At 70.7% G+C, this 12,701-nt stretch carries 12 protein-coding genes; 7 read left to right on the top strand and 5 right to left on the bottom strand.

What is annotated here, in order from left to right:
* Window positions 1–8: 8 nt before the first annotated feature.
* Together ACFVSU_RS19050 and ACFVSU_RS19045 are read left to right on the top strand one after the other, a co-directional pair.
* Window positions 9–530 carry a pyridoxamine 5'-phosphate oxidase family protein gene (locus ACFVSU_RS19050; RefSeq protein ID WP_387146603.1) on the top strand — a complete coding sequence of 174 codons (522 nt, stop codon included), beginning with the start codon at window positions 9–11 and terminating at the stop codon, window positions 528–530.
* Between the two features lie 122 nt (window positions 531–652).
* Window positions 653–1,294 carry an acetate uptake transporter family protein gene (locus ACFVSU_RS19045; protein WP_387146600.1) on the top strand — a complete coding sequence of 214 codons (642 nt, stop codon included), beginning with the start codon at window positions 653–655 and terminating at the stop codon, window positions 1,292–1,294.
* 65 nt (window positions 1,295–1,359) lie between these two features.
* Here the strand turns inward: ACFVSU_RS19045 and ACFVSU_RS19040 are convergent, their stop codons facing one another.
* On the bottom strand, window positions 1,360–3,387 hold the full coding sequence (locus ACFVSU_RS19040; protein ID WP_387146996.1) for a PhoX family protein: 2,028 nt from the start codon (window positions 3,385–3,387) through the stop codon (window positions 1,360–1,362).
* A gap of 205 nt (window positions 3,388–3,592) precedes the next feature.
* A complete protein-coding gene (locus tag ACFVSU_RS19035; protein WP_387146597.1) occupies window positions 3,593–4,642 on the bottom strand; it encodes a TIGR00730 family Rossman fold protein in 1,050 nt (349 codons plus the stop codon).
* A 184-nt stretch (window positions 4,643–4,826) separates the two neighbouring features.
* Here ACFVSU_RS19035 and ACFVSU_RS19030 point away from each other — a divergent pair, with 184 nt between their 5' ends.
* Together ACFVSU_RS19030 and ACFVSU_RS19025 are read left to right on the top strand one after the other, a co-directional pair.
* A complete protein-coding gene (locus ACFVSU_RS19030; RefSeq protein WP_387146594.1) occupies window positions 4,827–5,831 on the top strand; it encodes a hypothetical protein in 1,005 nt (334 codons plus the stop codon).
* A complete protein-coding gene (locus tag ACFVSU_RS19025) occupies window positions 5,831–6,460 on the top strand; it encodes a hypothetical protein (RefSeq protein ID WP_387146591.1) in 630 nt (209 codons plus the stop codon). The genes ACFVSU_RS19030 and ACFVSU_RS19025 overlap by 1 nt, the downstream gene beginning before the upstream one ends.
* Here the strand turns inward: ACFVSU_RS19025 and ACFVSU_RS19020 are convergent.
* Window positions 6,447–8,246 (bottom strand): proline--tRNA ligase, encoded by a 1,800-nt coding sequence (locus tag ACFVSU_RS19020; RefSeq protein ID WP_387146588.1) that lies wholly within the window; start codon window positions 8,244–8,246, stop codon window positions 6,447–6,449. The genes ACFVSU_RS19025 and ACFVSU_RS19020 overlap by 14 nt on opposite strands.
* Window positions 8,247–8,336: 90 nt before the next feature.
* Here ACFVSU_RS19020 and ACFVSU_RS19015 point away from each other — a divergent pair, with 90 nt between their 5' ends.
* Both ACFVSU_RS19015 and pcp read left to right on the top strand, forming a co-directional pair.
* On the top strand, window positions 8,337–9,779 hold the full coding sequence (locus ACFVSU_RS19015) for an RNB domain-containing ribonuclease (protein WP_387146585.1): 1,443 nt from the start codon (window positions 8,337–8,339) through the stop codon (window positions 9,777–9,779).
* A gap of 9 nt (window positions 9,780–9,788) precedes the next feature.
* Window positions 9,789–10,424: a pyroglutamyl-peptidase I gene (gene pcp, locus ACFVSU_RS19010; protein WP_387146582.1), complete on the top strand. Its 636-nt coding sequence runs from the start codon at window positions 9,789–9,791 to the stop codon at window positions 10,422–10,424.
* Between the two features lie 13 nt (window positions 10,425–10,437).
* On the opposite strand, the gene ACFVSU_RS19005 is transcribed toward pcp, so the two are convergent.
* Complete coding sequence (locus tag ACFVSU_RS19005; RefSeq protein ID WP_387146579.1) at window positions 10,438–11,055, bottom strand: TetR/AcrR family transcriptional regulator; 618 nt, start codon at window positions 11,053–11,055, stop codon at window positions 10,438–10,440.
* Between the two features lie 115 nt (window positions 11,056–11,170).
* On the opposite strand from ACFVSU_RS19005, the gene ACFVSU_RS19000 reads away from it, so the two are divergent.
* Complete coding sequence (locus ACFVSU_RS19000; RefSeq protein ID WP_387146576.1) at window positions 11,171–11,446, top strand: hypothetical protein; 276 nt, start codon at window positions 11,171–11,173, stop codon at window positions 11,444–11,446.
* Window positions 11,447–11,471: 25 nt separating this feature from the next.
* On the opposite strand, the gene ACFVSU_RS18995 is transcribed toward ACFVSU_RS19000, so the two are convergent.
* Window positions 11,472–12,701, bottom strand: a complete 1,230-nt coding sequence (locus ACFVSU_RS18995) for a benzoate/H(+) symporter BenE family transporter (protein ID WP_387146573.1) — start codon at window positions 12,699–12,701, stop codon at window positions 11,472–11,474.

Genomic DNA, 12,701 nt, shown 5'->3' with positions numbered 1-12,701 from the left:
CTGAGCCCATGACGCACACAGAGGAAGATCTCGTCACCGGCCCCGAAGCGATCGCGCGGGTCAAGGAACTCGTCGAGGACATCGACTTCACCATGCTGACCACTCGCGACTCCGCGGGGAACCTCGTCAGCCGGCCGATGAGCACACGCCAGATGGATGGCAAGGGCGACATCTGGTTCTTCACGCTCGCCGACACGGCGAAGGTGTCGGAGAGCCAGGCGGATCCGCAGCATGACGTGGGCCTGTCGTACCTCGATTCCAAAGGACACCGCTACGTCTCCGTCGCCGGCCGGGCCCAGGTCGTTCGCGATGCGGCGAAGATGAAGGAGCTGTACTCCCCCAGCCTCGACATCTGGTTCGAGAACGGACTCGAGACGCCCGGCATCGTGCTGCTGCGCGTGACACCCGTCGAGTGCGAGTTCTGGGAGCCCCGGCACGGCAAGCTCGTCACCGCGGCAGGCATGCTGAAGGCGCTCGTGACGCGGGACACGCCCGACGACACGATGTCGCACGGCAGGGTCAGCTGCTGACGCCCGCCAGGCGTCGGCCGTCACGCCGCTGACCGGCGCGGACGCTCTCCCCGTCACCTCCGCTCCGCCATACTGGCCGTGCACGACTCAGGCGGCAGTGGCGATCCACAGGGGGCACGGGCATGACCGACGGCACGACGAACATCGCGATCACCGACGCCATCCGCGTTCCTCGCGGCGGCGGTCTGCGCGTCGCAGACCCCGGGCTCATCGGTCTGCTGGGCTTCGTGATCGCCACCGTCACGGCGCAGCTCGCGCATCTCGGCCTTCAGGACGACGCGCCCGTGTTCTGGGTGGGCGCCGTGTTCGGCGGCGTCGTGCAGGTGACAGCGGGCATGCTGTCGTACTTCGCGGGCGACAACTTCCACTTCATCGTGTACAACGCCTTCGGCTGGTACTGGATCGTGGTCCCGGGATTCCTCCTCGGTGAGGAGCTCGGCTTCTTCGAGGTGACCGCCCAGGCGCGTGGGCTCTTCTCGCTCGTGTTCGCGATCCTGGCGCTGCTCTTCACGCCCGCGGGCGCGGTGCACAACTCCGTGCTGCCGATCACGCTGCTGAGCGTCTCGCTCGGGCTGGGACTCCAGTCGGTCGCGGCGTTCACCGCGACGGAGGGTCTCGCGATCACCGGCTCGATCCTGCTGATGGTGGCCTCTGCGCTCGCGGCCTACATGCTCGTCGAGAAGTTCTCCTGGCGGACCATGGGGCGCCGCGTCGTCCCGCTGGGACCGCCTTGGATCCTGGGCGATCCCAACCCGGAGTCGTGACGCCACGACGAGGACGCCGCCCCGCCTGACGAAGGCGGGGCGGCGTCTCGATCCGGCGTCCGAGCTCAGGCGCGGTAGACCTGCACCACCGACGGGCGAGGCGCGGTGGCGACGGCGCCCGACGCCGACGAGCCGTAGTCCGGGAAGAGCGACGTCGGCGCGGCGAACGTACCGCCCTCACCCGGGTGCTGCACGGCGACGAATACGAGGCCGTCCTTGTCGTGGATGACGGGACCGCAGGTCTCGGCCTCGCGCGGCACCGACAGGAACTGCTGAACGTGGCCCCGCTCGGCGCCCTCGAGCGGCACGAGGAACAGGCCGTCGTTGTAGCCGATCGTGCTCGGCGCGCCGTCGGTCGAGATCCAGAGGTTGCCGGCCGAGTCGAAGGCGACGTTGTCGGGGCACGAGATCGGCGACACGAGCTCCTTGGGGAAGCCGGCGAAGTAGGAGTTGCCGAAGACGGCGGGGTCGCCGCAGAGGAGCAGGATGCTCCAGCCGAACGAGGTTCCCGACTGCCCGGCCGTCTCGGTCAGCTCCACCACGTGACCGTAGCGGTTCCCGGTGACGGGGTTCGCCTCATCGAGCGTCGCCACCGATCGCGCCGAGTTGTTCGTGAGCGCCAGGTACACCTTGCCGGTCTTGGGGCTGGGCTCGACGTCCTCCGGACGGTCCATCTTGGTCGCGCCCACGGCATCGGCCGCCAGACGCGTGTAGACGAGCACCTGCTCCGTCGTGAATCCCGGGACGACGCTCTCGCCGTTCTGCGTGAGCGGGATCCAGGTGCCCGAGCCGTCGAACTTGCCGTCGGCGGGCAAGGCGCCGGTGCCGGTGATCTGGTTCGCCGGCGAGTTGCCCGAGAACTTGGCGACGTACAGGTCGCCCTCGCTCAGCAGCTGGAGGTTCTTCTTGCGCGATCCCGAGATCTTGTTCTTCGAGACGAACTTGTAGAGGTAGTCGTTGCGCTCGTCGTCGCCCATGTACGCGACCACGCGGCCGTCCTCCGCGACGATGACGTTGGCGCCCTCGTGCTTGAAGCGGCCCATCGCGGTGTGCTTGCGCGGGGTCGAGGTGGGGTCCTGCGGGTCGATCTCGACGATGTAGCCGAAGCGGTTGGGCTCGTTGACATAGTCGGCGTTGTGCGCGTCGAAGCGGGGGTCGTACTTGTCCCAGCCGGTCGACGTCGAGGTCGACGACGAGGACTGGTAGCGCTTCTGCGCGGCGGTGTCGGCGGCCCACGCGAAGTAGCCGTTGAAGTTCTCCTCGCCCGACAGGATCGTGCCCCACGGCGTGGTGCCCCCGGCACAGTTGCCGAGGGTGCCGTGCACCCAGCGGCCCTCGGGGTCGGCGGCCGTCTTCACGAGGTCGCTGCCCGCGGCGGGTCCGGTCAGCTCGAACACCGTCTCGACCGTGATGCGGCGGTTGCGCTTGCCGTCGACGACGTACGACCACGGCTCGCCGGTGCGCTTGCGGGTGATCTCGACGACCGACATGCCCTGCGCGGCCTTGTAGATGTCGCCTCGACGCTGCAGTTCGGCGGCGTCGGCGGTCGGCGGGAACATGATCTCGGGATTGACATACTCGTGGTTGTTCACCAGCACACCGGTCTTGCCGCTCGGGTCGGCGACGATGTCGAGATAGTCGCTGTTGTAGCCGAACTGCACGGCCTGCGCGGAGGGCGTCTGCGCGATGATGTCGAAGACCGGGGCGTTCGAGAAGAGCGGGTCGCCCCATCGGATGATCGGACGCCAGGTGTACCCGGCCGGCACGGTGAACTCGTCGACCAGACGGTTCACCGGCGCGATCGGGTCGAACGGGAGGCTGCCGCCCGCGGGTCGCGCGAATGCGGCGCCCGCTCCCCCGACACCCGACGAGCCCGGGCCCGACAGCGGCGTCTGCCCGCGGAGGCCGCCGACGGCGACGGCGACGGCACCCGCGGCACCGAGGCCGAGCAGCGCGCGACGCGACAGCGCGGCTGCGGCGACCTCCTGGAAGGTCTCGTTGTGCGACGAGTTGCACTCGGGGCCCAGGCACGCGTTGGCGCACTTGTACTGGCAGGTCACGGCGAGGCGCTTGCCTCGTGCGTGGTCTGCCATGGGCAGGGAACGGCGGAATCCTTCGATGATGCTCACGAGCGTCCTCTCGGCATGCATGGCAACGGGCTGGCGTGGGGTGGCGCCAGCCTCGCCGCGTGCGGCGAAGCTCGCCGGAACCGGAGGTGAACGCCCGGCGACGAGGACATGAGAACGGCTTCATCGAGACGGATGCCGCGTCCCCCGGGTGCGCGGCGACCTCGAGGCGTCAGCCGGCCGGTGCGGATTCGAGCGAGTTGATCGCCCGGATGAGGCGGTACAGCTCGCCCACGCGGAATTGGTTCAGCCGCAGGACCAGCCGCGGCCACTGCAGCTCGTCGTCGTCCTCGATCTCGACGGTGAGCGGTCCGCGCAGTTCGATGCCGCCCTCGGTGACGAGGTCGCCGAACTGGGCGTTGAGCGCCTCGACCTCAGCATCCGTCGGCTCCGCCTTCACGCGCAGCACGAGCCGCTTGCCGACCCAGCGCAGCGAGTCGTAGTTGCGGTAGAACCCGGTCAGCTCGTCGACCGCGGCCGGCACCGAGTCGGTGATGAGCACCCGATCGAAGTCGCCCTTCGAGATCACGCCCGACGGAATCAGGTGATCGTCGACGAATCGGCGCAGCCCCGTCCAGAACGTTCCGCCGGGCGCGTCGAGCAGGACGATCGGCGTCGGATCGGCCTTGCCGGTCTGCTGCAGCGTCAGCAGCTCGAACATCTCGTCCAGCGTTCCGAACCCGCCGGGAACGCAGACGAAGCCGCTCGACTCCTTCACGAGCATGAGCTTGCGCGTGAAGAAGTACTTCATCGCCACATTGCGCGCGTTCGCGCCCACGATCGCGTTCGGCTTCTCCTCGAAGGGGAGGCGGATCGACACGCCGAGCGAGTTGTGAGGCCCGGCACCCTCGGCGGCGGCCTGCATGATGCCCGGCCCCGCACCGGTCACCACCAGCCAGCCGTGATCGGCGAGCGCCGTGGCCACGTCCGACGCCTGACCGTAGTGGGCGTCCTCGGGCAGCGTGCGCGCCGAGCCGAAGATCGTGACCTTCGGGACCCCCCGGTACGGCGCGAACAGCCGGAATGCGGCCCGCATCTCGCTGAGCGCAGCCGAGGTGATCTTGAGGTCGAGGCGGTCGGTGTCGTCGATCCCCATCCCGATGCCCGTCGCGAGGATGCGTGCCACCAGGTCGGTGCTCTCGGTGATGCCCGCTGCGGCGATGGTCGCGCGCAGCTCCTCGGTCACGGGGTGCGGGATGGTTCCGGTGTCGCTGGGGCCCATGACGCCCAGCGTGCCACGCGGAGCCGCCGTTCGGTGGACGACGCGTGAACGTTCTCGGCACGCGGCGTGGGGTGCGACCGATCGATTCGGATACACCGTTGTATCAAAACGCTTGTCGGGTGCATCATTCTGCGTGGGGACACATGGCATGCGCGAGGGAGCGGATGCCACTGGGGGGTGCGACATGAGCGCTGATGAGCCGTGGAGCCAAGGCAGAGACGCCGGTGGCGGCGACGTCGGCTACAGCCCCGCACCACGAGCGGCCGCCGAGGGGGTGGTGGTGCAGCAGGAAGCTGCCCCGACTGCATACGTCATCCCCCCGGTCGGTCCGCCGCCGGCCCTCGACAGAGGGTCGGCGGCGCCCGCTCGATCGCGGCTGCCCGCCGTCCTCGCGCTCGCGCTCGGCGCCGCGGCGTTGGTCTCGTGCCTGCTCCTGCTCTTCGCAGGGTGGGGCCGGACCGCAGGGCCGTCGGTCACCGTCGCTCTCGCCGTCGCCGCGATCGCGGCCGGCATCGTCGCGCTGGAAGGCCGCGCGCGTCGCTCCGCGGCCGCGGTCGCGGGGGTGGTGATGGCACTGGTCGCAGGAGTGTTCGGCACCGCGAGCGCCATCCCGCAACCCGATCTCGGCGTCCACGTGTACGGCTACGCGGACTGCCAGCTGCTTTCGGGAACCCCGCCGGACGACGTCGACGCCGACGCCTACTCCTCAGCCGTCTTCGCACCGGATCTGGTGGGGGTCGACACCATCTCCGAGCCCTCGTTCCCGTACGGCAGGACGATCACGGTCGCGCCGACCGCAGCGGCCGAACCGCGCGACATCGCGACCTTCACGGTGGACGCCCCGGTGGACGTCACCGACAAGGCCGCGGCGCCTCCGCAGAACGGGGTGTATGTCGCCGTGCCCGTCACGATCGAGGCGACGCCCGACGGCGGGCTGGACTGCTTCTCGTGGACGGCGCCTCCGAGCTACTGGTTCGTCTACGACGGCGACTACACGGACTACACGACGGTGTCGATCCCCGGGTATCCGACCATCGAGGACGGCGGGCGCGACAACGGCGACGGCACCCTCACGTACTACGACATCTTCGACGTCTCGCAAGAGGACGTGTCGAACGGCGGCTACGAGTTCGATCTGCTCGAGCCCGACGGGACGGTCAAGCCGGTCTTCTGGGCGGAGACACCGTGATGAGCACACCGATCACCCTGAAACCGTCTGCCGGAGCCGAGCTTCCGCGGCCACGCGCGCCGTGGCCGGTGGTCGCGGCGTTCTACCTCTGGTGGGTGCTGATCTTCGTGCAGTCCGTCGGACTTGCGTGGATGGGGCTCGTCTTCGGTCAGGCCGCCGAGGTCGGCGGTCCTGCCTGGGACATCCTCTTCGTGTACGTGCCGATCGGCCTGCCGACCCTCGCGCTCGTGGTCATCGAGGTGATCCTGGTGCTGCGGCTCCGGCGCGCAGGCCGGGTCGCGCGGGTGGTGCTGGCGATTCTCGCGCTCCCCGCGGCGCTGACGGCGCTCAACATCGTTTCGGAGACGTGGTGGGCGGCTCAGGCCGCCGCATCCTCGGTCTCGTTCGTCGGCCCGAACGTTGCGGGCGACGTGATGTTCTGGGTGGCCATCGGCATCTTGATCGTCGCGGCGATCGCCGCCGCGATCCTGCCCTTCCTGCCGCCGGTCGGCCGGTACTTTCGGAAGACGCCCGGCACGGATCCACCGCCCGCGGTGCCCGAGTTCGGCGCCGCTCCGGCCGCACCCTGGACCGTGCCCGAGCTCGACCCTCTCCCGGCGGAGGACCCGCCGCCCTTCAGCGAGCGCTGAGGCGGGCGACGGCGTCGGCGACCGAGACGACCTCGCGGTCGCCGGTGCGACGGTCCCAGAGCTCGACCTGGCCCTCGGCGGCGCCACGGCCCACGATGACGATCTTCGGCACGCCGACGAGCTCGGCGTCGCCGAACTTCACGCCGGGCGAGACCTTGGGCCGGTCGTCGTAGAGCACGTCGAGGCCCGCGGCCTCGAGGTCGGCCGACAGCTGCGCGGCCACATCGAACATCACCGGCTCGCGGCCGGCCGCGACGACGTGGACATCGAACGGCGCGACCGAGGCGGGCCAGATGAGACCCTTGTCGTCGTTGTTGAGCTCGGCGATGATCGCGAGGATGCGGGTCACGCCGATGCCGTACGAGCCCATCGTGACGGTGACGAGCTTGCCGTTCTCGTCGAGGACCTTGAGGCCCAGCGCGTCGGCGTACTTGCGGCCGAGCTGGAAGACGTGGCCGATCTCCATGCCACGGGCGAGCTCGACCGGACCCGAGCCGTCGGGCGCGGGGTCGCCCGCACGGACGCTGGCGACCTCGACGAATCCGTCGCCGGTGAAGTCGCGGCCCGCGACCAGGGTGTGCACGTGCTTCTGGTCGATGTTGGCGCCGGTGACCCACGCGGTGCCGTCGACGACGCGGGGGTCGAGGAGGAACCGGATGCCGGTCGCGGACTCCTCGCCGAGCACGGCGCCGGTCTCCGACCAGGGGCCGATGTAGCCCTTCACGAGGAGCGGGTGCTTCTCGAAGTCCTCGGGCGTCGCGGGCTCGACCTCGGCCGGCGCGAACGCGACCTCGACGCGCTTGTCGTCGACGTCGCGGTCGCCGGGCACGCCGACGATCACGAGCTCGCGCGTGCCGTCGAGGTGGGTAAGCGCCAGGACGACGTTCTTGAGGGTGTGCGCGGCGGTCCACTCGGTGACGCCGTCGGTGGCGGGGCCGGCGATCCCTGAAGCGGGTGCGTCCAGATGCGCGTTCGAGTGGTCGACGAGCGTCTGGATGGTCGGCGTGTTCGGCGAGTCGAAGATCACCGGACCACCGAGCCCGTCGAGGGCGATCGGCTCCGGCGCGACGGTCGTGAACGCCTCGACGTTGGCCGCGTACCCGCCGGCCGAGCGCACGAACGTGTCTTCGCCGACGGCGGTCGGGTGCAGGAACTCTTCGGAGCGCGAACCGCCCATCGCTCCCGCATCCGCCTGCACGATGACGTATTCGAGACCGAGGCGCTGGAAGATGCGCTCGTATGCGTCGCGCTGCAGCATGTAGCTCGCGTCGAGGCCGGCGTCCGACGAGTCGAACGAGTACGCGTCCTTCATGGTGAACTCGCGGCCGCGCAGGAGGCCTGCGCGGGGGCGCGCCTCATCGCGGTACTTGTCCTGGATCTGGTAGATCGTGAGCGGCAGGTCCTTGTACGACGAGTACAGGTCCTTCACGAGGAGCGTGAAGACCTCCTCGTGCGTGGGGGCCAGCAGATAGTCGGCGTCCTTGCGGTCCTTGAGGCGGAAGATGCCGTCGCCGTACTCCTCCCACCGATTGGTGATCTCGTAGGGCTCGCGGGGAAGCAGCGCCGGGAAGTGCACCTCGTACGCTCCCGCGTTCGTCATCTCCTCGCGGACGACCTGCTCGACCTTCGCCTTCACGCGCAGACCCAGCGGGAGCCACGCGAAGATGCCTGGCGCCTGGCGCCGGATGTAGCCGGCGCGCACGAGCAGCTTGTGGCTCGTGACCTCGGCGTCAGCGGGGTCTTCACGGAGCGTGCGGAGGAAGAAGTGCGACAGACGGGTGACCACGAGGGTCAAGTTTAGGGCGAATGGATGCTGCGCCCCCGCGCCGATGTCAATCCTGGGCGTCGCACGCGCCCCGGTGCCTACACTGATCGGGTGCCCGCACGCCGACCTCGACTCGCTCCCGCACAGGCCCACGACGAGCTCGTCGAGTCGCTCGCGCACCTGCGCGAGGAGCTCGAGCTTCCGGCGGGCTTCCCCGCCGACGTGGAGGCCGAGGCGCAGCGCGCCGCAGGCGCGGTCTCTGTCGATCCGGCGACGGCGGAGCTCGATGACCTGCGCGACATCGAGTTCCTGACGATCGATCCCGCGGGCTCCACCGACCTCGACCAGGCCCTCCACCTCGAGCGCACGGCGACGGGGGCGGTGCTGCACTATGCGATCGCCGACCTCCCCGCCTTCGTGGCCCCAGGCGGTGCGATGGACGCGGAGGCGCGGCTGCGCGGGCAGACGCTGTACGCGGCGGATGGTCGGATCCCGCTGCATCCCGTCGTCATCAGCGAGGGCGCGGCGTCACTGCTGCCGGATCAGGACCGTCGGGCGTTCGTCTGGAGGTTCGTCCTCGACGACGGGGCTCGCCCCGTCGAGACGACCCTGCGACGCGCCGTGATCCGGTCGCGGGCGCAGTGGACCTACGTCGACGCCCAAGCCGCGATCGACGCGGGCAGCGCTCCGCCGAGCCTCGCGGCGCTCCCCTGGTTCGGCCAGGAGCGGCTCGCTCGCGAGGCCGAGCGCGGCGGTGCGAGCCTGAACGTGCCCGAGACCCGCATCGTCGCCGAGGACGGCGGCTACCGCCTCGAACGCGACGCTCCGCTCGTCCTCGAGGACTGGAACGCCCAGGTCTCGCTCCTCACCGGAATGGCCGCCGCCGACATCATGCTGAAGGGCCGCGTGGGCATCCTGCGGACGATGCCCGCTGCCGAGGCGGACGACGTCGCCGCGTTCCGAGCGCAGACGGTGGCGCTCGGCATCCCGTGGCTGACCGACGTCTCGTACGGCGACTACCTGCGCGGTCTCGCGCGCGATTCGCCCGCCGCGCTCGCGATCCTCGATGCCGCCGCGGGTCTCTTCCGCGGTGCGGGGTACGCGGCGTTCGACGGCGCACCGCCCGCCGACCCGCTGCAGGCGGCGATCGGCGCGCCTTATGCTCACACCACGGCGCCGCTGCGGCGGCTCGTCGATCGCTGGTCGCTCGTTATCTGCGAGGCGCTCGCGAACGGGCGGGAGGTGCCCGCGTGGGCGCGGGAGAGCCTTGCGTCGCTGCCGAAGATCATGGCGCGCAGCGACGGCGTGGCGAATCGTCTCGGGGCGGCGACCGTCGATCGGGTCGAGGCGGCGCTCCTGTCCGGCCACGAGGGCCAGGTCTTCGAAGCCGTGGTGCTGGGCCTGCGCGGTGACGGCGCCCGCGTGCAGCTCACGGATCCGCCGGTCACGGCGAAGGTCGCGGGGCTCGACGCGGCGGCGGGGGCGACCGTGCGACTGCGCCTCGAGTCCGTCGACATCGACTCGGGCACCGTCGTGCTCGAGCACAGCGAATAGCGTGGTCGCATGACGACATTGCTGCTCACCGGGTTCGAGCCGTTCGGCGGCGACTCCTCCAACCCGTCGGGAGCCGCCGTGAATCTCGTGGCCTCACGTTGGGAAGGGCCGGAAGCACTCGTCACGGCTGTGCTGCCGGTGACGTTCGCGGGCGCAGCGGAGCGGATGCGTGCACTGCTGGCAGAGCACCGGCCCGACATCGTGATCGCCGCCGGGCTCGCGGGCGGTCGTGCCGCGATCGGCGTCGAGCGCGTGGCCGTGAACCTCGTCGATGCGCGCATCCCCGACAACGACGGCGACCAGCCCGTCGACGTGCCGAGCGTTCCCGGTGCCGCGACCGCCCACTTCGCGACGCTCCCCGTGAAGGAGATCGCACGGCGCATCGCCGGCGCCGGGATCCCCGCCCAGGTGTCGTACTCGGCCGGCACGTTCGTGTGCAACCACGTGTTCTTCACGGCGCTCGAGGCGGCGGCATCCGGAACCCGTGCCGGATTCGTGCACGTGCCCTGGCCTGCCGAGCACGCGCCGACGACGGAGTCTGCCGCCCTGCCGCTCTCGGACATCGCTCGCGCGCTCGAGATCGCAGTCCGGACGAGCCTTGAGGTGACCGCGGACACCGCCGTGCCCGGCGGGACGCTGCACTGATCGGGCTCGGGGGTCAGCGCGCGGCGGGCTCGGCCGAGGCGGACGCCGCCACCGCCGTCGCGGCAGCCGTCACCGTGGCGACGATCGCGGCGCGTCGTGCCGCCATGCGCGCGGCGCCGTCGCCGGCGTCGGGCACGATGAGCGCGTCGAGCTGCGGCAGCACCGGCCAGGCGTTGACGAGGCTCACGAGGGTGAGCAGCAGCTCCCCCGCCTCGACACGGCCGACACCCGGCAGCATGCGCTGGATGCGCGTGACCTTCTCGGCGTGGAACTCGGCGCGCACCGGACTGTCGGCCGCCGCGATGCCGCGTTCGAGTCCTTCCCAGTAGACGAGGCGCGGGATGTGGCCGTTCGCCATGTGGTGATCGAACAGCCGCGCGGCGTAGTCGCCCACCGCCTGAGGCCCGGTGCCCTCGACCTGCACCGCCTGCAACGCGACCTGGAGCGCTTCGGCGAGCACGGTGGCGAAGAACTCGTCCTTCTTGCCGAAGTACTGGTAGATGCGCTCTTTGTTCACGCCGGCGGCGGCGGCGATGCGGTCCACGCGTGCTCCGGCGAGCCCGTGCTCGCTGAACTCCACCGTCGCCGCTTCGAGCAGCAGCCGCCTCGTGCGCTCGGTATCCCACGCCATGCGCCCATGGTAACGAACAACTCCAACTAAGTGGTTGCGGAATACTCGGCGCGGTGGTTCACTTACAACCAGCCAGTTGCAACCATTCAGTTGGCTTTTCGGAAGGATGCCGCACATGTCCGTTTCTTCGAGCACCGAGCCCGTTCGCGTGGCCGCCCCCGCTCCCGCGCCGTCCGTCCATGTCCGCGCCGCGATCACGTGGCTGGCGATCTTCCCTCTCGTGTCGGTGGGGATGTTGCTGCTCGGCCCCGTGTCCGAGTCGTGGCATCCCATCCTCCGCGCGCTGGTGCTCACCGCCGTCGTCGTGCCGCTCGCGGTCTACGTCGTCGTGCCGCGCCTCCTCGGCGCCTACACGTCGCTTCGCCGGCGCCGCGCGCCCCGCGAGGACTGACGTCGCGCCGTCCTGAGCGGAGGGGTCAGCGCGAGCGGCGGCCGAAGTGGAGCACCTCACGCACGACGAGACCTGCGACCAGCGCCCAGAACGCGGCGCTCACGCCCGCGATCGCCACACCCGACGCGGCCACCAGGAACGTCACCACCGCCGGCAACCGCTCGCCCGGGTCGTCGATCGCCTGCTGCACGGCGGAGCCGAAGGCGCCGAACAGCGCGATGCCGGCGACCGCCGGAATGACAGCCTCCGGCGCCACCACGACCAGTGCGACGAGCGCCGCCGACAGCCCGCCGAGCACGATGCCGCTCGCGCCCGTCGACACACCCGCGACCCAGCGCCGCTTCGGGTCGGGATCGGCGTCAGGTGCAGCGGCGAGCGCCGCGCTGATCGCGGCGAGGTTGATCGCGTGTCCGCCGGCCGTCGCGCCGAGGGCGGTGCCGACGCCGGTCACGAGCATCGCCGGCCGCCACGGCACCTGGTAGCCGAAGCTGCGCATGATCGCGATGCCGGGCACGTTCTGCGACGCCATCGTCACCAGGAACAGCGGCAGCGCGAGTCCGACGACGGCGCCGAAGGTGAGCGTCGGCGCGGTGAACTCCAGTCGGGGAACCAGCAGCGCGGGGTCGATCGTCGCGCCCGTGACCGCGACATCCACCGCCACGACGACGGATGCCGCGACGAACGCGAGCGGCACCGCCCACCGCGGCGCGAACCGCACGAACACGAGCCACGTGACGAGGACCGGCACGACCCCCCACGGGTTCAGCACCAGCCCGGAGATCGGGGCGAGACACAGCGGGAGCAGCACTCCGGCGAGCATCGCCTGCGCGATCGACGGCGGGATCCGAGCGATGAGCCGGCCGAGCTGCGGCCAGAGCGCCGTCAGCAGGATGAGGCCGGCGGTCACGAGGAACGCGCCGACCGCCGCGGGCCAACCGCCCTCGACGGCTCCGGTGGCGGCGAGCACCGCGGCGCCGGGCGTGGACCACGCGACGGTGATCGGCGTGCGGTAGCGCCATGCCAGCAGGATCGCCGACGCCCCCATCGTGAGGCAGAGCACGAGGAGGCCGCTCGCCGCCTGCGCGCGTGATGCCCCGACGGCGTCGAGGCCCGTGAGCACCACGGCGAAAGAGCTCGTGACGCCGACGAGCGAGGTCACGATGCCCGCGACGATCGGCCGCGACAGCGGTGCGGTCTCGGGCTGGGCGGGCGAAGGATCCGGCGCCGTGGCGCCGGTCGAGGAGTCCTCGGTCAT

The sequence above is a fragment of the Microbacterium sp. NPDC058062 genome (assembly GCF_042885375.1).
In the GTDB taxonomy this organism is placed as follows: Bacteria; Actinomycetota; Actinomycetes; order Actinomycetales; family Microbacteriaceae; genus Microbacterium; species Microbacterium trichothecenolyticum_C.
This window is presented reverse-complemented; position numbering and strand designations above follow the sequence as displayed.